We start from the raw sequence: 19,808 nt of genomic DNA, 5'->3' as shown, positions 1-19,808 counted from the left end.
TGGTAGTCCGCTCCCGGGGGCGTCGGGCAAGGTCGAAGGTCGGCGTGGACGAGCCGCAGCCAGGTGCGCCGTTCGTCGCGGTCGGTCAACTGGTCAGCGGGAGATGCCGAGTTCGTTGGTGAGGAAGTCGAGCACTTCGGTGCGTGAGGCGGACTTCAGGTCGCGTGAGGACTCCGACCTGGGTTCGCAGGCGGTCTGCATGTCCTTGAGCCTGCGTCCGATGCGGGCGCGCGCCTCCGGTTCCAGCCCGACGGCGGCGAGTCTCGCCGCGAGTGCGTCGAGTTCGGCGAGCAGGTCGTCCGCGGTGTCCGTCATGGGGGTGCCGTCGATAACCAGTTGCTCGTGCAGGTGGTCGGCCAGCGACGACAGGGTCGGGTGATCGTAGACGAGGGTCGCGGGCAGCTTCATCCCGAGGCGTACGGTCAGCAGGTTGCGCAGTTCGACGGCGGTGAGCGAGTCGAAGCCGATGGCGTGGAAGGAACTGTCCGGGCCGATCGCCGCGCGCGTCTCGTGGCCCAGAACCCCGAGGACGAGTTCCTCCACGAGGTCCAGCACGGCTCGTCGGCGGTCGGCTTCGGGCAGGGCTGCCAGCTTGCTGACCAAGCCGTCCTCCTCGCCCTGACCGCCCGGGCCGTCCTTTCGCTGCTCGCCCAGGGAGCGCACTTCCGGCAGGTCGGCGAGGAGGCGGCTGGGGCGCACCGCGGTGAAGTCGGCGACGAATCGCTGCCAGTCGACGTCCGCCACCACCTGCGTGGCCACCGGCTCGGCCATGACCTGCCGCAGGGTGGCGACGGCGCGGTCGGGGCTCATGAGCGGGAGGCCATAACGGCGCGTGCGGTGGGCTACGGCGGCGTCGGCCACCATGCCCGCGCCCTGCCAGGCGCCCCAGGCGACCGAAGTGGCGGGCAGGCCGTCAGCACGCCGCCGTTCGGCCAGAGCGTCGAGATAGGCGTTTGCGGCGGCGTAGTTGCCCTGTCCCTTGGTTCCGGTTGTTCCGGCCAGCGAGGAGAAGAGCACCAAGTGGGCCTCCCCGGCCGCCTCGTGGAGGTTCAGTGCGCCCTTGGCCTTGACCTCCAGTGCGGCGGCGAGGCGCTGCGGGGTCAGGGCGTCGATCAAGCAGTCGTCCAGTACGCCCGCGGCGTGGACGACCGTGCTCAGCGGCCGTTCGGCCGGTACGGCGCCGATCAGGCGCCGTACCGCGTCCGCGTCGGTGACGTCGCAGGGCTCGATGGTCACGGACGTTCCTGAGGCGCTGAGTTCGGCCAGCAGCTCAGCGGCTCCGGGGGCGTCCGGGCCGCGCCGGCTGACCAGCAACAGGTGCTGGATGTCCTGGGTGACCAGCCAACGCGCCACGTTGGCTCCGACGCCTCCGGTGCCGCCGGTGACCAGCACGGTGCCGCTCGGCTGCCAGTCGTCGGCCGGGGCCGACGCGGCGGAGCGTACCAGTCGGCGAACGGCGATGCCGTCGGCCCGCACGGCAAGTTGGTCCTCGGCGTCGGGAGCGGTGAGGGCCTGAGCCACCAGGTCCCGCATCCGTTCGTCGGCACGTGCGGGCAGGTCGACGAGGCCGCCCCACAACCGAGGCTTCTCCAGCGCGGCGACCCGGCCGAGCCCCCACACAGCGGCCTGCGCGACATCGGCGGGGTCGTCGGCCTTCCTGGTCCTACCGGCCCCGTCAGCCTCGTCGGCCCCGTCGACGGAGACCGCCTGTCGGGTGGCGACCCACAGCGGGCCGATGCCCAGCTCGTCACTGACCTGCACAACCTGCGCCGTGGCGACCAACCCTGTCGGCACCGCAGCCGCATCGGGGTGCGGGCGGCCGTCGAGCGCCAGCAGGCTGAGCACACCGTCGACCCGACCGTCCTCGACGCTCTCACGCACGGCTCCGACCATCGCGTCCCGGTCGGCCGTCGCCGCGATCGGCACGTGGACGACTTCGCACCCGCGCTCGGCCAGCATCTTCTCGGCCCCCTCCACCCAGGGCTCCGTCCCGTCCGACTCGGGCACCAGCAGCAACCAGCGGCCGGAGAGCCGGTCCCCGGAGTCCCTCGTGCCGAGCCGCCGCCAGTGGATGCGGTATCGCCAGCCACCGTCCTGGGCCGCCGAGGAGGCGGTGAACAGAGGAGGTACGTCGAGCCAGTAGTGCTGGTGCTGGAAGGGGTAGGTGGGCAGGTCCACCGTGCGGGCCCGCGGGAACAGCGGGGCCCAGTCGACCGGGTGACCCTGGACGTACAGGGACGCTGCGGCACTCAACACGGTCCGCGACTCGTCGTGGTCGGGGCGCAGGGCAGGTACAGCCGTCACCGAAGTGGCGGTGGCGTCCGCGCAGTGGGTGACCATCGAAGTGAGCGTCCCGGCGGGACCCAGCTCGACGAACGTCCTCACACCCGCGTCGAGCAACGTGGCGACCCCGTCGGCGAAACGCACCGGCTCACGGACCTGACGCACCCAGTACTCCGGCGTCCCCCACTCCTCCGGATCCACCCACGCACCCGTGACATTGGAAACCACCCGCAGCGACGGCACACCGAACGCCACCGACTCCACAACCCGACGGAACTCCCCCAGCATCGGCTCCACCAAAGGCGAATGAAAAGCATGCGAGACCGCCAGACGACGCGACCGCGCCCCACAAGCAGCCACCACACGCTCCACACCCCCCTCAGGACCAGCGATCACCACCTGCCCCGGCGCGTTCACCGACGCGATCACCACGTCCTCACCGAGGAAACCGGCCAGCTCCCCCGCCTCGGCCCGAACCGCGACCATCACCCCACCCGCCGGCAACGCCTGCATCAACCGCGCCCGGGCAGCCACGACCCGACACGCATCCTCCAACGACCACAACCCCGCCACACACGCCGCCGACAACTCACCGACCGAATGCCCGATCAGACAACCCGGCCGCACACCCCAGGACTCCAACAACCGAAACAGCGCCACCTCCAACGCGAACAACCCCGCCTGCGCCCACACCGTCCGGTCCAACTCACCCGCATCCGAACCGAAAACAACCTCCCGCACCCCCGGACCGACCCGCCCACACACCTCGTCGAACGCCTCGGCAAACACCGGGAACCGCTCATACAACCCCCGCCCCATCCCCAACCGCTGACTGCCCTGACCAGCAAAAACAAACGCGGGCCGACCGGAGCTGACGGGCCCCGTCACCACGTTCGCAGCCGGGCGTCCCGCAGCCACAGCGAACAGACCCGCGAGCAGCTCTTCCCGCTCCCGTCCCGCCACCACGGCCCGGTGCTCGAACGCCGCACGAGTCGAAACCAACGACCAACCCACATCCACCACGTTCAACCCACCAGCCACCGACGCCAGCCGGGCAGCCTGCTCCCGCAACGCCTCAGCCGACCGCGCCGAAAGAACCCACGGCACGGCACCCGAAGCAGAGGAATCCGGTGCCGCTTCCTCCTCCGCCGGCGGCTCCTCGATGATCACGTGCGCGTTCGTCCCGGAGATCCCGAACGACGACACACCCGCCCGCCGCACACGCCCCTCCCCCGACGGCCAGTCCCGCGCCTCGGTCAGCAGCCGCACCGCACCCGAGTCCCAGTCCACCTCACCCGACGGCTCATCCACATGCAGCGTCCGAGGGAGACGGCCCTTCTCCATGGCCAGCACCATCTTGATGACACCGGCGACTCCGGCAGCAGCCTGCGCGTGACCGATGTTCGATTTCACCGACCCCAGCCACAACGGACGCTTCGCGTCCCGGCCCCGCCCGTACGTCGCCAGCAACGCCTGCGCCTCGATCGGATCACCCAACCGCGTCCCCGTACCGTGCGCCTCCACCACATCCACATCGGCCGGACCCAGCCCGGCACTCGCCAAGGCCGCACGTATCACCCGCTGCTGCGACGGACCGTTCGGCGCCGTCAGACCGTTCGACGCACCGTCCTGGTTCACCGCCGAACCCCGCACCACCGCCAACACCCGATGACCGTTCCGCCGCGCCACCGACAACCGCTCCAGCACCAGCACGCCCACCCCCTCGCCGAAGCCCATGCCGTCGGCCGAAACCGCGAAGGCTTTCGAGCGACCGTCAGGGGCGAGTCCGCGCTGCCGGGAGAAGGCGACCGGGAGCTGCGGTGTGGACATGACCGTGACGGCGCCGGCCAGGGCGAGGTCGCACTCCCCCGCCCGCAGGGAACGGGCCGCCAGGTGGACGGCGACCAGAGAGGACGAGCACGCCGTGTTCACGGTGATCGCGGGCCCTTCCATGCCCAGCGTGTACGAGACGCGCCCGGACAGCACGCTTCCGGAGGCGCCGGTGGCCAGGTAGCTCTGGGAGCGCTCCTCGGCGTTCAGCAACAGGGTGTTGTAGTCCTGCCAGTTGGAGCCCGCGAAGACGCCGGTCCGGCTGCCGTGCAGGGACTTCGGGTCGATCCGCGACCGCTCGATCGCCTCCCACGAACACTCCAGCAGCAGCCGCTGCTGCGGATCCATCGCCAGCGCCTCACGGGGCGAGATTCCGAAGAAGGCGGCGTCGAACTGTCCGGCCCCGTCCAGGAATCCGCCCTCGCGGACGTACGACCGCCCGGGGGCGTCCGGGTCCGGGTCGTAGAGGTTCTCCACATCCCAGCCACGGTCCCGCGGGAACTCCGAAACGGCGTCCGTCCCGGCCTCCAGCAGCGACCAGAACTCCCCCGGGCTGTTCACCCCGCCGGGCAGACGGCAGCTCATCCCCACGATCGCGATCGGCTCGCGCTCGCTCTCCTCCATCTCACGCACCCGGCGCTGGGTGTCGTCGAGTTCAGCACTGACACGCTTGAGGAGGTGGCGCAGTTTGTCTTCATGTGCCATCGGTTGCCGCCTTCGGGGATCGTGGGGGAAGCGACTCGCAGTGCGGGAGGTCGGCGCGCCTCAGGAGATGCCGAAACGTTTCTCGAGGAGTTCGAACATCTCGTCGTCGGTGGCTGCGGCGAACCGGTCGGTGGCCGGATCATCGACATCATCGACGGCGTCGGCCTGTCTCATCCGCCTGGCCTTGTCGGTCAGGGACCGCAGCAGCTCGTCGATCCGCCGGCCGGTCTCCTGCCGGGGCGTGCGGGCGTGCGGGGCCCGCAACCGTTCCAGCGCCTCGTCGGCCCGTTCCAGCGCAGTCAGCACAGCGGTCTCGGCGTCGATCGGTTCGTCGTCGCGGCTCGGTGCCGGGACCGCCGGGGCGGCGCCCGTCGCGTCGAACAGGGTCATCGCCAGGTGGCGGGCCAGAGCGGCCGGGGTGGGGTGGTCGTAGGCGATGGTGGCCGGCAGGTGGGCGCCGGTGGCCTCGCGGAGGCCGTTGCGCAGCCGGACCGCGCTCAGTGAGCCGAGGCCCATCTCCTTGAACGCCGTGTCGGGGGCGACGGCGTCCGCCATGCCGGCCGGGTCCGCTTCGAGCACCGCGGCGACGGTGCGGCACACGAGGTCCAGCAAAGCCTCGTCGCGCTGCTCGTCCGGGAGGGTTCTGACGCGGTCGGTCCATGTCTCGCCGCCGTCGTCGCCGTGACCCTCGATGCCGTGGTCCTCGACGGTCGGAAGGTCGATGCGGTTGGGGGTCGTGCCGGTGAAGGCGGGCGTGAAGTCGATGTCGATGCCGTGGACATACGCCTCCGCCACCGAGGTCAGGACCCGGCGGGTGCCGCCCTGGCCTCGACGCAGGGTGCCGACGGCGGCCACGTCGTCGATGCCGAACTCGGCCGCGGTGTCCTCGATGGAGGCTCCGAGCAGCGGGTGCGGGCTCACCTCGACGAACGAGCGGTGTCCGGCGGCGAGCAGGTTCCGCACGGCCTGGTGGAAGCGGACCTGGCCGCGGGTGTTGAGGTACCAGTAGTCGGTGTCCAGCGTGGTGGTGTCGCGTTCGGTTCCGTCGACGGTGGAGTAGAACGGCACGGCGGCGGGCCGGGGCGAGACCGGGCGCAGGACGTCCAGCAGGTGGTCGCGGAGGACCTCGACCTGGGAGCAGTGGCCGACGGTGTCCACGCCGGGGATGCGTTTGGCGTGGATGCCCTGGTCGGTCAGGTCGGTGACGATGCCGTCCAGGACGTCGGGCGGGCCTGCGAGCGCCACGGAGCGCGGGCCGTTGAGCGCGGCCAGTTCGACGGAGTCGGGCCAGGCCGCCATGCGCCGGGTGATGTCCTGTCCCGAGGTGGCGACGGAGATGACCGTGCCCTTGCCCACCAGTCGCAGCCAGGCCCGGCTGCGGTGGGCGAGCAGTCGGGCGGCGTCACGCATGTCGAGGGCGCCGGCTACCTGCGCGGCGGCGATCTCGCCGTAGCAGTGGCCGACGACGGCGGCCGGTTCCACGCCGTACGAGCGCCAGACCGCGGCCAGGGAGACCATCGTCGCCCACAGGGTGGGCTGGAGAACGTCCACCCGGCGCAGGGGTGGCGCGTCCGGTGCCTGGCGCAGGACGTCGAGAACCGACCAGTCGACGAACTCGGCCAGCGCGTCGGCGCAAGCGTGCACGCTGTCGTGAAAGGGCTCGCTGGTTTCGAGGAGTTCGGCGGCCATACCGGGCCACTGCGACCCCTGGCCGGGGAAGACGAAGACGGGACGCGGCGATCCGGTGGCGGTGCCGTGGACGAGGTGGGGCGCGTCACCTCCGGTGGCGAGTGCGCGCAGTCCGTCGGTGAGGGTGGCCCGGTCCGCGCCGACGACGGCGGCACGGTGGCGGTCGGGGCGCGCGGTGAGCAGGGTGTGCGCGACGTCGGCGGGTGCGGCCGGTGTGGTGTCGAGGTGGACGGCCAGGGTCGCGGCCGTGGCCCGGAGGGCGCGGGTGTGGGGGGCCGAGACCACCCAGGGGAGCGGTGCCGCGGGTGCGGCGTCCTGGGGCTGGTCGAGGAGGACGAGGACGGTGGTGGCGTCGCTGCCGTGCTCGGTGACCGCGGTGGGGCGCAGGGGTGTGTCGTCGTGCAGGGTCGCCAGCAGGCCCGGGAAGCCCTCGGCGGGGGCCTGGGTGATGCCTGGGGACAACGTGTGGGTGGCATGCGGGGCTTCACGGGCCGGGCTGCCGTGGTCGTCGGGCGCAGGGGCGTGATCCGCCGTGGTGGTGCGGTCCGCCGTGGTGGTGCGGACGATCGCCTGGGGCACAGCCCCCTCGGCGGTTGCCGCTGACTGCCTGGCCAGGATCAACGCGCAGTTCCCGCCGGGAAGTTCGGCACCGACGACGGCGTAAGAGGTGTCGCCCGCCCGCAGCGCTTGGGCGGCGAGGTGCAGGGCGAGCAGTGTGGGTGTCTCGCGGGTGTCCAGAGAGATCGTGGCGCCGGTCAGGCGCAGGGCGGCGGCGAGCCGGCCTGCGGCTCCCGCGCTCCCCGCGGTGATCAAGGTGGCCCGGGTGCGCCGTAGGACGGCCGGGTCGATGCCCGCCTGAGCGCCGGCGGCACGTACGGCATCCGCCATGCGGGCACGGCGTCCGGCGCCGACGAGAAGGACGGGATCGCTTTGCCGTTCGGAGTGCCCTGAGACGGGTTCGGGAGGCTGCAGGAATGGGGCCGAAACAGCACTGCCTGTCATTATTTCGCCCTACAGCAATACATTAATAGAGGCATCCCCCGTAAGTCTCCTTTGAATTGCCGAAGATTTCGGAACAGTTATTCAACCACTTTGCGGACGGAAGCTCGTCATCACTCTGCCAGCCCCAAATTTCACCCGTCAACCAGGGCTCGTGTGATCAGGGTCACGGTACTAATAGCCATGAATGCGGACATTCACTACTGCCATGTCCAGCCCGTCGAGGCGCTCACCAATAGATCGTCCAGCAAACGTAAAGCTCCGTAAAATTTCGTTTTGGCCATTACGGACCCCCTCCCCCTTGCCCCCTGAGCAGGGTTTCCGGATCCGGAGCGGGGGTGTGCGATGATTTTCCGCCGTCTCGGTGCTACGGTCGGCACGGAACGAATCATGCGCGCTTTAATGGCGCATCGGGACTGCCGGCCAGATCCCCCGCGGATGCGGGCGGCGCCGGTGTGATTTCCCTGGCGGTCGCCTCACGGCCGACGTCCACGACCAATCAGCGGTGACGACCGACGCCCGCACCGGTGCGCGGAGCGAGGGAGAATTCCATGACAAGGGCAGGGCCGCTCGAGGGCATCGCCGTACTCATGGCCGGCCGCAGTACACCAGCCGCACTGCTGGGGAGACTGCTCGCGGACCTCGGGGCACGTGTCGTGACGCTCTGCCGATCACCCGATCACGGGGACCCGTTCGAGCGGTGGCTGCACTCCGCCGCGCAGTCCGCGTCCGGTTGGGACCAGGCATCGCGTCTGCTGGAGACGGCCGATGTGCTGGTGTGCGACGCGGAGGGCGATGAGCGGCTCGCCGCTCTGGGGCTCGGGGCGCCGGAACTTCCGCATCGCAGCCCCGAGTTGGTCGCGGTGCGGCTGAGCGCGTTCGGGCTCACCGGCCCGCTGCGTGACGCCCCGGCCACCGAGCGGACCTTGCAGGCGCTGGCGGGCCTGACCTCGGCGACCGGCACCGAGGGGCAACCATCGGTCCTCTCCGTGGTGGGCCTGGCGTCGCGTACGGCGGCCCTGTCCGGTCTGATCGCCGTCGTGGCCGGGCTCATCGGCCGCGAGCGCGGAGGCGGCGGGGACTACCTGGACATCGCCGAGTTCGACAGCCTGTTCACTCTGACGGGCACCCTGCTTCCGAGCGTCGCGCTCGCCGGTCGCCCGCCACGTCGTACCGGCAACCGACACGGCATGGCGGCACCCTGGAACAGCTACACGTGCCAGGACGCCCCTGTCGTCATCTGCACGATGGGCGAGCCGATATGGCACAGGCTGACCGCAGTCCTGGGACGACGGGACCTCCCCGACGACCCGCGCTTCGCCGACACCGCCGCCCGCGTCCGCAACGCCGACGAGCTCGACGAGATCCTCGGCAAGTGGACCGCCGGGCAGCGGGCCGTGGACGTGGTGACCGCCCTGCGGGCCGCCGGCATCCCGTGCGCCCAGGTCGCGGCCCCCGAGGAGGTACGCGACGGAGCCGCCGCCCGGCGTCGCGGCCTGGTCACCGAACCGTCCGGTACACCGGGCAGCCCACTGCGCTCCCTCATACCCGCCGTCACCGACGGTCCGATGCCCCGGCAGGGCCGCCTCTGGGAGCCGATCGCGCGCGGCACTCCTCCGCTGCGCGGCGTCCGCCTGCTGGAGGTCGGCTCGTACACGGCCGGACCGCACGCGGGCCGGCTGCTGGCCCAACTCGGCGCCGACGTACTGAAGGTGGAGCCGCCGCACGGCGAAGGGTCCCGGCGGCTCGCCCAGCAGGTGGCCGGGGTCGGCTACCTCTACTACGTCAACAACGCGGGCAAACGCTCCTGTCGGCTCGACCTCGCCGACGCCGGGGACCGGGCCGGGTTCGAGCGGCTGCTCGCCGGATGCGACATCGTGCTCACCAACCTCGCGGCCGACACACTCACCGCGCAGGGCCTCGCCCCCGATCAGATCCTGTCCCGGCACGGCGTCGTGCACTGCACGGTCACCGGCCATGGCCTGGCCGCCGCCGACCGCAGCGTCGACACCGTGATCCAGGCCGAGTCGGGCATCATGCGCCTCGTCGGCGGCCCGGGCGCCGGGCTGAGGACTCCAGTGTCCAGCGCCGACGTCCTCGGTGCCTACCTGGCCGCTGCCGCCGCCGTCGTGTCCACCTACGTCCGTCTGCGCACCGAGCACGGATGCGCCGCCGACGTCGCGCTGTTCGACAGCGCTGTCTGGCTCACCCAGGACCGCTGGTTCACCGCCCCACCCGCACGGGCCCCCCACCTCGTCCGGGCGGCGGACGGCACGGTCCTCGTCGACGCGGAAGGGCCGCCACCGCAGGCCGAGGGCCCCGTCGCCGCCGTACTGGACGCGGCGGCAGCCGTCGGCGTGCCCGCGGCCCCGCTGCACGACCTGACCCGCGCGGTGCGGCACCCCCAGGTTCTCGCCCGGCGGATGGCCGTCGCCCGGGACTGCGCCGGAACCACCGTGCTCATCACCGGCAACCACCTGCGTTCCCTGCTTCGCGAGGACCCGCCACCCACCTGCGCGCCGGTCGACCAGAACGATCCCGTCTGGCTCCAGCCCGCCCCGACCGAGGGACAGCAATGAAGGTTTTCCACGCGCTCGCCGACGCTCTGGCCGCACACGGCGTCGATACCGTCTTCGGTCTCATGGGCAACGCCAATCTGCTCTATCTGCCCGCCTTCGCCGACGCGGGCGGACGGTTCGTGGCGGTCGCCCACGAGGCGGGCGCCGTCGCCATGGCCGACGGCCGCGCACGTATGTGCGGCGGCATCGGTGTGGCGTCCGTGACGCACGGGCCGGCTTTCACCAACGCCTTGACCCCTCTTGTGGAAGCGGCTCGTAGCCACAGCCAGGTCCTGCTGATCACAGGTGATCCGCCACCGGTGCCCACGCACTTCCACCACTTCGACATCGCGACGGTCGCGGCCGCGGCGGGCGCGGGGTACGAACGCGTCCACAGACCGGCCTCGCTCGTCGCGGACCTGAACCGGGCCGTCCAGCGGATCGTGGCCGAGCGGCGGCCCGTCGTACTCAATGTGCCGATCGACCTCATGCAGGCGGAGGCGGGCGAGCAGGCGCCGGTCACGCTCCCGGTGGCGCCGGGTCCTCTGGCGGCTCCGGAGGCCGAGGCGCTGGACGGCGCGCTGGGGCTGATCGGCTCGGCCAAGCGGCCGCTGGTCCTCGCCGGGCACGGTGCGGCCGTCGCCGGTGCGCGAGAGGCCCTGGTGGAGCTGGCGGACCGTACCGGAGCAGCGCTGGCCACCACCGTGCTCGGCAAGGAGATGTTCGCCGGTCACCCCCGCGACATCGGCATCTTCGGCTCGCTCGCGCACAGCGTGGCGAGCACGGTCATCGCCGATTCGGACTGCGTGATCGCGTTCGGGGCGAGCCTGAACATGTGGACCGTGCTCAACGGCGAGCTGCTCCGCGGCAAGAGAGTCGTGCACGTGGACACCGATCCGGCACGGTTCGGCTCGTACAGCCCCGTCGACGAGCCCGTGGCCGGGGATGCCCGCCGCACGGCCGAGACCATGAACGTCCTGCTGGATCAGGCCGGAGTCACCGCGGCCAACGGCGCCTGGGCGGAGCGCGTCGCCGGGCAACTGGCCGGGTTCTCGCCGCAGGACGACGTCGACGACCGCAGTGGAGCGGAGACCGTCGACATCCGGACGGCCATGATCCGGCTGGACCGGATCCTGCCCGCCGAGCGCAGTGTCGTCAGCGATATCGGCCGCTTCGACGTGGGTGTCTGGCCGTATCTGCGCGTGGCGGACCCGCTGCACTTCACCGTCATGGGCGGCTTCGGCTCGATCGGGCTCGGCGTCGCCGGGGCGATCGGCGCGGCGACGGCCGGGACCGGCCGGCCCGTGGTCGCCGCCGTGGGGGACGGCGGCTTCATGATGCACCTGTCGGAGTTCACGACGGCGGTACGGTACCGGCTGCCGCTCGTCGTGGTCGTACTCAACGACGGGGCGTACGGAGCCGAGCACTACAAACTCAGGAACCACGGCTACGACCCGGCGTACTCGGCGTTCGCCTGGCCCGACCTCGCCGGGCTGGCCACGGCGATGGGCGCACGTGCCCTCACCGTCCGCAAGGCGGAAGAACTCGACGCCGTCGGCGACCTGTTGTCGACGCTCGAAGGACCGCTCCTCGTCGACGTCCGGCTGGACCCCGACGTCAACCTCGTCCGGTACTGAGGAGGCAGGCCATGCCCACCACGAGCATGCTGACCGCTGCCGACGGCACCGGGCTCACCCTGCACCACTGGACAACGCCCGGCGCCACCTCGGCCGTCTTCTACCTCCACGGCATCCAGAGCCACGCGGGCTGGCTGTTCGAGACGGGGCCCGAGCTCAACGCACGCGGCATCGACGTCTACGCCCTGGACCGCAGAGGCTCGGGCCGCAGCGAGGGGCCTCGCGGCCACCTGCCGTCGGCCGATCTCGTCCTCGACGACTACGCCCGCGCCCTCGACGCCGTGACGGCCGAGGTCGGCGGTGCCGGGCCGGTCGCCCTGGGGCAGAGCCTCGGCGGCAGCGTGCTGGCCGCGCTGTGGTGCACCCGCGATCTGCCCGTCCGCAGGTTGGTCCTGTGCGCGCCCGCGCTGGGACAGCAGCGGGCGCGCCACACCGCGGACACGCTCGCCGAGCGCCGCGCGCTCACCGGCAGCGGGCTACGGCCCGTGGGGCTCGCCGACGGCGACTACACCGACCTGCCGCGCTACCGGGAGTTCCTCACCGGGGATCACCTGATGCTGCGCGAGGTCACCTCGGCCACGCAGGCGACGCTCGTGCACCTGGAGGACCACTACGCCCGCGGTGCCCCCCGCACCCGGCTCCCCGTCGACCTGGCGCTCCCCACTCACGACCCGATCATCGACCTGTCGGCCGCGCGAGCGATGCTGCGGCGTCTGACGTCAGCCGTGCACGAGGAGGTCTTCGCCACGGATCGGCACTACGTGGAGTTCACGTCGGCCCGGACGGCGTACTGGGACTGGCTGGCCACGCGGCTGAAGGAGGAAGCGTGATCCGTCGCGTACGGCTGCACACCGCCGTCGTGCCCATGGCCGCGGCCTTCGACCACGCCACGCGCTCCCGTCGCAGCGCGGCGTCCCTGCTGGTCGAGATCGAGCTGGCGGGCACCCGCGGATGGGGAGAGGGAGCGCCCCGCGACTACGTCACCGGTGAGACCCTGGAAGGCGCGGTGCGAGCCGTCCAGGCCTGCGATCCCGGGGAGCTGGCCGAGCGCATCGAGTGGCGGGACTTCGAGAGCGCCGTCGCCTCGATCGCACAGCTGCCGCTGACCGGGCTCGTCGACGGCCCGTCGGCGGCGGCCGCCGTGGAGATCGCCCTGCTCGACGCGGTGTGCCGGCATTTCTCCCGGCCGCTCGGCGACGTCCTGCGGGTCCTGGCCCCGCCTGCCCGATCACGGCGGGACGGACCGACGTCCGTCAGCCTCGTGATCCACCTCTCGCGCGACGTCGCGACCGTCCTGGACGCACTCACGCCGCGGGCGCTGGCGGCGTTGCGGCACGTGAAGATCAAGGTGGCGGAGCCGGCCGGGGCGGTGGACCGGCTGACGGCGGCCCAGGACCGCCTCCCCGCCGACACCCGTGTCTCACTGGACGTCAACGGCGCCTGGACGGCCGAGGAAGCGGAGAAGGTCGCGGGCGAACTGGACGGCGTGGGGTGGGTGGAGGAGCCGCTCCCGCCGCGGTCCTGGCCCGAGTTGGGCCGGCTGCGGCGGGCCACCGGTCTGCCCGTCATGCTCGACGAGTCCTGTACCGGACCGGCCGACCTCCACGCCGCCGCCACCAGCGGCGCCGCCAGCCACATCAACGTACGGCTGTCGAAGTGCGGCGGGTTCCTCGCCGCGGCACGCCTGGCACTGCGCGCCGACGAGCTCGGCGTCGGTTGCCAGCTCGGCGTTCACGTGGCCGAGGTGGGGCCGCTGTGGGCGGCCGGGCGCACCCTGGCCACCGCATGGGACCTGTGGCAGACGGTCGAAGCGGGCCGGGCCGACGAGTGGTTCCCCGTGCCACTGACCACGCCGGCGTTCACCGTCGACCGGTCACTGCACCGGGTCGAACCCTTGACCGGTCCGGGCACGGGCATCGAACCGACCGAAGAACTACTGCGACACACCCGGTGCGCGGCCACCTGGGAATCCGGCGGCGGCTGGCGGAGGATCACATGACGGCACGACGCGACGTGGCTCTGGTGACCGGAGCGGGCAGCGGCATCTGCGCGGAGGTCGCCCGAGGCCTGGCGGCCCGGGGCCTGCGGGTGGTCCTGCTCGACAAGGACGCCGAGGCGGTGCACCGGGTCGCGGACGGGCTCGGCGACCGGCTGGCCCGGGACCCGCTGGTCGCCGACGTGACCGACCCTCACGCCCTGGCGTCCGCCGTCGACTCGCTCGCCCCGCAGCACCGGCCGGGCGTCCTGGTCAACGGCGTCGGTGGCGACACCCGGGCCCGCTCGGTGACCCAACTGACCGAGGCCGACCTCCAGGAGGCCGTCACGCACAACCTGGCGAGCGTGTTCACCATGACCCGGCTGTGCGTCCCGCCGATGGTCGCGGCGGGGTGGGGCAGGGTCGTCAACCTGGCATCCGTGGCCGGTCGCACGTACACCCGGTTCAGCAATGCCGCCTACGTCGCCGCCAAGGCCGGCGTCATCGGGTTCACCAAGCAGTGCGCCTACGAACTTGCCCCGCACGGCGTGACGGTCAACGCGGTCGCCCACGGCGTCATCGGCACCGAGCGCATCCGCCGGGCTTGGGAGGACAAGCCCCCGCAGTGGACTGCCGACCGCGTCAGCCACATCCCCGCCGGCCGCTTCGGCAGCGTCGCCGAGGCCGCGGGCATGGTCTGCCATCTGTGCGGCGAGGACGCCGGATACACCACCGGCACGGTCGTCGACGTCAACGGCGGACTGCACATATGACACAGCGGATCGCACATCCGACGAGCAGGGACGGAGCGTTGGAACAACGATGAGTCTGGAACTCACCGACCGCGTGATGATGGTCACCGGAGCGGGCAGCGGCATCGGCCGGGCCGCGGCCCGGCTCCTCGTGGGGCACGGAGCACGCGTCGTCCTGGTGGGCCGCACCGAGTCGGCCCTCACGGAGACAACCGCCGGACTACCCTCCTCGCACCACTTGGTGGTGCCCTGCGACGTCGGTGACGACAAGCAGGTGGCGGACTGCGTGGCCCGGGCGGTGAGCCGGTTCGGACGGCTGGACGGGGCGTTCAACAACGCCGGGACCTTCGGCTCGTTCGGTCCGCTGCACCAGGACACCGCCGACAACTTCGATCGCGTGATCGCCACCAACCTGCGTGGGGTCTGGTCGTGCATGCGCGGACAGATCGAGGCCATGCTGACGGCCGGCGGCGGCGCGATCGTGAACTGCGCATCAGTGGCCGGGCACATCGGCCACGCCCAGAGCCCGCTCTACTCGGCCACCAAGCACGCCGTCATCGGCCTGAGCAAGTCGGTGGCCCTGCAGTACGCGGGCGACGGCATCCGCGTCAACGTGGTCAGCCCCGGTTCGACCGACACCCCCATGCTGCGCAGCCTGTACGCCGATCCCAGCGCCCTCGCACAACGGGCGCGCCGGGCTCCGCTGGGCCGCCTGGGCAAGTGCGAGGAGGTGGCCAACGCGGTCGTCTGGCTGCTCAGCCCCCTCGCCGCCTACGTCACCGGGCAGACCCTCGGGGTCGACGGAGGCGTCACGGCCGGATCGGCCATCCCCCGCACCAACGCCACGCCGGAAGGGCAGCACCGCTGATGACCGGTACGAACACCCACAGCGACGTGTGGATCAGGCAGTACCGCCCCGCACATCCCACGGCACCCCAGTTGATCTGTCTGCCGCACGCCGGCGGCTCCGCGACGTTCTACCACCCCGTGGCTGCCGCGCTGGCACCCCGGTGCGACGTGCTCGCGGTCCAGTACCCCGGCCGGCAGGACCGGCGCGCGGAGAAGCCCCTGGAGGACATCGACGAGCTCGCGAACCAGCTCTTCCCCGTGCTGCGGGCGCGTGTTCACCAGCCGGTCGCGCTGTTCGGACACAGCATGGGCGCCACCCTCGCCTTCGAACTGGCCCGACGGTTCGAGAGTGCGGGCATCTCCCTGGAGGCACTCCTCGTCTCGGCCAGGCCCGCACCGTCCCGGCAGAGGACGGGGGGTACGGTGCACCTCCTGTCGGACGAGGAGTTGGTGGCCGAGCTGAGGACCCTCGACGGCACCGCGGAGCAGGTCTTCCACGACGAGGAGCTGGTGCGTATGGCCCTCCCCGCCATCCGCGGCGACTACAGGGCCGCCGAGACCTACCGCTACCGACCGGGCCCGAAGCTGCGGTGCCCCATCCATGCCTTGACCGGGGATGATGACCCGATGGTCACCCCGGTCGAGGCCCGGGCATGGTCCGAACACACGAACGGCCCGTTCACACTCGACACCTTCGCGGGTGGTCACTTCTACCTGCTGGAGCACCGGGATGCGATTCTCGGCATCATCGCCGAGCATCTGCGCACGTGCTCACGCGCTCCCGGCGACCGTTCGGGACTCACCCGAGAGTGACTCGCGGTGGGTTCGGTGATCGAGCAGCGCCGAAACCCTTGGTGCCAACCCATGTCCCCGCAGATCAGCGCGCCCTTCGTCGCGGCTTCAAGGGGGTGTTCGGCAGTTCCGGCGCGGGCAGGGGTGCCCCGTCGTAGCCGTGCACCTCGCCGAAGCGGTCGCCCTTCATCCAGTCCTCGCGGGCCCGCACGATCTCGTCGTGCGACCGGCCGATGAAGTTCCACCACATGATGATCTCCTCGGGGAACGGGGGGCCGCCGAGGAGGATGAGCCGGGCGGGTGCGGCCGACTCGTTGGTCAGGGTCAGCGTCGCGCGGCCCGGCGCGACGTAGCCAAGTTCGGCCGGTCGCACGACGGCGCCCTCGACGCGTACGTCACCGCTGTCGACGAGGACGCCGTGCTCGAAGGCGGGGTCGACGTCCAGGGTGGCGGTGCCGCCCGGCACCAGCGTCAACTCGGCGCCCAGCAGCGGCGTGAAGGTGCTCACGGGCGAGGTGTCCCCGGCGAGCGAGCCGAGGAAGACGCGTGCCGTGCCGCCGTCGAAGGCGACCGGCGCGGGTGCGTGGTGCTGGAAGTCGCGGCCGGTGTCGCGGTGCTCCTCCGGCAGCGCCACCCAGAGCTGGACGCCGTGCAGGACGGTGGTGTCGGGGGTCGAGACCTCGGAGTGGGCGATGCCGAAACCGCCGGTCATCAGGTTGAGTTCGCCGGGTCTGACGAAGGCGTGGGTGCCGAGGCTGTCCCGGTGCTCGATCTCCCCGCTGAACAGCCAGCTGACCGTCTGCAGGCCGATGTGCGGGTGCGGGGCGACATCCATGCCGCCCGACGCGGCCACGTCGTCGGGACCGTAGTGGTCGGCGAAGCACCAGGCTCCGATCAGCGTCCGGGCCCGCTGGGGCAGCGTACGCCGCACGGTCATGGCGCGCGGGCCGCCGAGGGGGACGTCACGGGCGGTGAGGACCTCGACGCCCGCGGCGGGCACCTCGTCCTCGAGGGCGCCGCACCGCATCTCCGCGGGCCGTGTCTCCGTGTTGCTCACCGCGCGCCCCCGTCCGACCCCGACCTGAAAGTTTCACTTTCAACATCCATGGGGGTGATGATAGGACCTGCCGGAACAGAGCGCGACGAAGGAGACCACGTGACACAGCAGGCCCCGGTGGCGACGGACGAGCGGCGGGTCTTCGTCGACAAGCAGACCCCCGGCGCGTACAAGGCGTTCGTGGCCGCGGCGGAATCGGTGCGGGAGGCCGCCGCGGCGGCCGGCCTGGACCGCCTCCTCGTGGAACTGGTGAACATCCGCGTCTCCCAACTCAATGCCTGTGCCTACTGTCTCAGTCTGCACACCAGGGCGGCGCTGCGGGCCGGTGAGACGACCCAGCGCCTGGCGGTGCTGCCCGCCTGGCGGGACACCGAGCTGTTCACCGCTCGGGAGCGGGCGGCGCTCGCCCTCGCGGAGGCGACCACCCGTCCGGCGGACGCCGCCGCGCAGAGCGCCGCCTACGCGCAGGCACGGGGCGTCCTGTCGGACGACGAGGTCTCCGCCGTGATCTGGGTGGCGATCAGCATCAACGCCTTCAACCGGGTCTCCGTCCTGAGCAAGCACCCGGTGCGCGGCGCCGCACCCGCTCCCGTGTCGCCGGCGTGAGCGCCGACTAGGACCTCACGAAGTCCAGGAGGTCGGGGTTGACCACCTCCGGGTGGGTGGAGAGCATCCCGTGCGGGAGCCCTTCGTACGACTTGAGGGTGCCGTTCTTCAGGAGCTTCACCGACAGCGGCGCCGAGTCCGCGTAGGGCACGACCTGGTCGTCGGTGCCGTGCGCGACCAGCACCGGCACGTCGATGGCCTTGAGGTCCTCGGTGAAGTCGGTCTCGGAGAACGCCTTGATGCACTCGTAGTGGGCGTTGGCCGCGCCCGACATGCCCTGCCGCCACCAGTTGTCGATCAGGCCCTGGGAGACCTTCGCGCCCTCCCGGTTGAATCCGTAGAAGGGGCCGGAGGGCACGTCGATGTAGAACTGGGCCCGGTTGGCGGCCAGGGCCGTGCGGAACCCGTCGAAGACCTCGATCGGGGTGCCGCCGGGGTTGGCGTCGGACTTGACCATCACCGGCGGCACGGCGCCGACCAGCACGGCCCTGGCGACCCGGCCCGGTTCGGCGCGCGCCACATAGCGCGCGACCTCGCCGCCGCCGGTCGAATGCCCGATGTGGACGGCGTCCCGCAGGTCGAGCGCTTCGGTCAGCGCCGCGACGTCGGCGGCGTAGGTGTCCATCTCGTGGCCCGTGGAGGGCTGGCCCGAGCGGCCGTGGCCGCGCCGGTCGTGGGCGATCACACGGTAGCCGTGCGAGAGGAAGAACAGCATCTGGTTGTCCCAGTCGTCCGCGGTGAGCGGCCAGCCGTGGTGGAAGACGATCGGCGGGGCGTCGCGCGGGCCCCAGTCCTTGTAGAAGATGCTCGTGCCGTCGGAGGTGGTGACCGTACCCATCGCTGTCCTTCCGCGTGCCTGCCAAAGGTCCTGCGTTCCGCGGTCTCCGGGACCGCGGCCGAACACACGCTCGCCACCCTACGCCGATGTCCGGCGCGCCTCATTCCGACCGCCGGCCGCCCGCGCCGCCGGCCGATGGCGTGGACGGCCGGCGGGACAATGGCGCGCAGGGGCCCGCCGGGCCGCGGAGAGGGAGACATGACGGCGAGAGCGCACAGCGTGGGCATCCTGGTCTTCGACGGCATGAAGATGCTCGACCTGTCGGGGCCGGCGGAGGTCTTCGCGGAGGCCAACCGGTTCGGGGCCCGGTACCGGCTCGGCGTCGTCTCCCCGGACGGGGCGCCGGTGCGTTCGTCCATCGGCCTGCTGGTCCCGGCCGAGGCGGACGCGCGTTCCGCCGGCGCGCCGGACACGCTCGTCGTCGTCGGCGGTGACGCGCTGCCCGGCTCGCCCGTCGACCCACGGCTCATCGACGCCGCGAAGGCGCTGGCGGCCCGGGCCGGACGCGTCGCCTCGGTGTGCACCGGCGCCTTCGTGCTGGGTGCCGCGGGTCTGCTGGAGGGCAGACGGGCGACGACGCACTGGCAGCACACCACCGCGCTGGCCCGCCGCTGTCCGTCGACACGGGTGGAACCCGACGCGATCTTCGTCAAGGACGGGGCGACCTACACGTCCGCCGGCGTGACGGCGGGCATCGACCTGGCCCTCGCGCTGCTGGAGGAGGACCACGGGCCCGATCTGGCCCGCAAGGTCGCGCGCTCGCTGGTGGTGTACCTGCAGCGGGCCGGCGGCCAGTCGCAGTTCTCCGCCTCGTTGCGGGGCCCGGCGCCGCGGACACCCGTGCTGCGGCAGGTCCAGGACGCCGTACAGGCCGATCCGGCCGCCGACCACAGTCTGGCGGCGCTGGCGGCGCGCGTGCGGGTCAGCCCCCGGCATCTGACCCGGATGTTCCGGGCCGAGCTGGACGTCACGCCCGTGAAGTACGTGGAGCTGATCCGTTTCGACATCGCCAAGGCGCTTCTCGACTCCGGGCACAACGCCACCGAGGCCGCCGCGCTGTCGGGTTTCCCCAGCTACGAGAGCCTGCGCCGGGCCTTCGCCCGTCATCTGGGACTGTCGCCCACCCGCTACCGGCAGCGCTTCGCCACCACCGTGCCGGACGCCGGCCCGCGCCCGGACGGCGGCTGAGGCGGCGGCGCCGGGCCCATGGCCGCTTGTGAGGGGTTGTCGGCCATCGG

Annotated in this window: 12 protein-coding genes and 1 pseudogene; 9 read left to right on the top strand and 4 right to left on the bottom strand. The window is 71.9% G+C overall.

The window, feature by feature from the left end; translation table 11 throughout:
• Nucleotides 1–93 precede the first annotated feature (93 nt).
• Nucleotides 94–4,794: pseudogene (locus ACFZP7_RS32410) on the bottom strand (SDR family NAD(P)-dependent oxidoreductase); the annotation flags it as partial.
• Nucleotides 4,795–4,878: 84 nt separating this feature from the next.
• Complete coding sequence (locus tag ACFZP7_RS32405; protein ID WP_385637603.1) at nucleotides 4,879–7,395, bottom strand: acyltransferase domain-containing protein; 2,517 nt, start codon at nucleotides 7,393–7,395, stop codon at nucleotides 4,879–4,881.
• 662 nt (nucleotides 7,396–8,057) lie between these two features.
• On the opposite strand from ACFZP7_RS32405, the gene ACFZP7_RS32400 reads away from it, so the two are divergent.
• From ACFZP7_RS32400 to ACFZP7_RS32370, 7 genes are read left to right on the top strand one after another with little or no spacing between them, the layout of a single operon-like run.
• Nucleotides 8,058–10,085, top strand: coding sequence for a CoA transferase (locus ACFZP7_RS32400; protein WP_385637601.1), 2,028 nt, complete (start codon nucleotides 8,058–8,060; stop codon nucleotides 10,083–10,085).
• On the top strand, nucleotides 10,082–11,701 hold the full coding sequence (locus ACFZP7_RS32395) for a thiamine pyrophosphate-binding protein (RefSeq protein WP_385637598.1): 1,620 nt from the start codon (nucleotides 10,082–10,084) through the stop codon (nucleotides 11,699–11,701). Before ACFZP7_RS32400 ends, ACFZP7_RS32395 begins: the two co-directional genes overlap by 4 nt.
• Nucleotides 11,702–11,712: 11 nt before the next feature.
• Nucleotides 11,713–12,531: an alpha/beta fold hydrolase gene (locus tag ACFZP7_RS32390; RefSeq protein WP_306693450.1), complete on the top strand. Its 819-nt coding sequence runs from the start codon at nucleotides 11,713–11,715 to the stop codon at nucleotides 12,529–12,531.
• Complete coding sequence (locus tag ACFZP7_RS32385) at nucleotides 12,528–13,700, top strand: enolase C-terminal domain-like protein (protein ID WP_385637596.1); 1,173 nt, start codon at nucleotides 12,528–12,530, stop codon at nucleotides 13,698–13,700. The genes ACFZP7_RS32390 and ACFZP7_RS32385 overlap by 4 nt, the downstream gene beginning before the upstream one ends.
• On the top strand, nucleotides 13,697–14,449 hold the full coding sequence (locus ACFZP7_RS32380; protein WP_385637593.1) for an SDR family NAD(P)-dependent oxidoreductase: 753 nt from the start codon (nucleotides 13,697–13,699) through the stop codon (nucleotides 14,447–14,449). The genes ACFZP7_RS32385 and ACFZP7_RS32380 overlap by 4 nt, the downstream gene beginning before the upstream one ends.
• 49 nt (nucleotides 14,450–14,498) lie before the next feature.
• Nucleotides 14,499–15,296 carry an SDR family NAD(P)-dependent oxidoreductase gene (locus tag ACFZP7_RS32375; protein WP_019330221.1) on the top strand — a complete coding sequence of 266 codons (798 nt, stop codon included), beginning with the start codon at nucleotides 14,499–14,501 and terminating at the stop codon, nucleotides 15,294–15,296.
• Entirely contained in the window at nucleotides 15,296–16,090 is a 795-nt protein-coding gene (locus ACFZP7_RS32370) for an alpha/beta fold hydrolase (protein ID WP_355512883.1), read from the top strand. Before ACFZP7_RS32375 ends, ACFZP7_RS32370 begins: the two co-directional genes overlap by 1 nt.
• A 64-nt stretch (nucleotides 16,091–16,154) precedes the next feature.
• On the opposite strand, the gene ACFZP7_RS32365 is transcribed toward ACFZP7_RS32370, so the two are convergent.
• A complete protein-coding gene (locus ACFZP7_RS32365) occupies nucleotides 16,155–17,126 on the bottom strand; it encodes a pirin family protein (protein WP_164286730.1) in 972 nt (323 codons plus the stop codon).
• 99 nt (nucleotides 17,127–17,225) lie between these two features.
• Between ACFZP7_RS32365 and ACFZP7_RS32360 the strand changes: the two genes are divergently transcribed.
• Nucleotides 17,226–17,732 carry a carboxymuconolactone decarboxylase family protein gene (locus ACFZP7_RS32360; protein WP_019330224.1) on the top strand — a complete coding sequence of 169 codons (507 nt, stop codon included), beginning with the start codon at nucleotides 17,226–17,228 and terminating at the stop codon, nucleotides 17,730–17,732.
• 7 nt (nucleotides 17,733–17,739) lie between these two features.
• On the opposite strand, the gene ACFZP7_RS32355 is transcribed toward ACFZP7_RS32360, so the two are convergent.
• The gene (locus tag ACFZP7_RS32355) at nucleotides 17,740–18,570 is read right to left on the bottom strand and encodes an alpha/beta fold hydrolase (protein WP_385637588.1); all 831 of its coding nucleotides are present in this window, start codon (nucleotides 18,568–18,570) and stop codon (nucleotides 17,740–17,742) included.
• A gap of 198 nt (nucleotides 18,571–18,768) precedes the next feature.
• On the opposite strand from ACFZP7_RS32355, the gene ACFZP7_RS32350 reads away from it, so the two are divergent.
• Nucleotides 18,769–19,758: a GlxA family transcriptional regulator gene (locus tag ACFZP7_RS32350; RefSeq protein WP_385637586.1), complete on the top strand. Its 990-nt coding sequence runs from the start codon at nucleotides 18,769–18,771 to the stop codon at nucleotides 19,756–19,758.
• The last annotated feature ends 50 nt before the right edge of the window (nucleotides 19,759–19,808 follow it).

This window comes from Streptomyces sp. SudanB5_2050, assembly GCF_964272335.1.
GTDB lineage: Bacteria > Actinomycetota > Actinomycetes > Streptomycetales > Streptomycetaceae > Streptomyces > Streptomyces rochei.
This window is presented reverse-complemented; position numbering and strand designations above follow the sequence as displayed.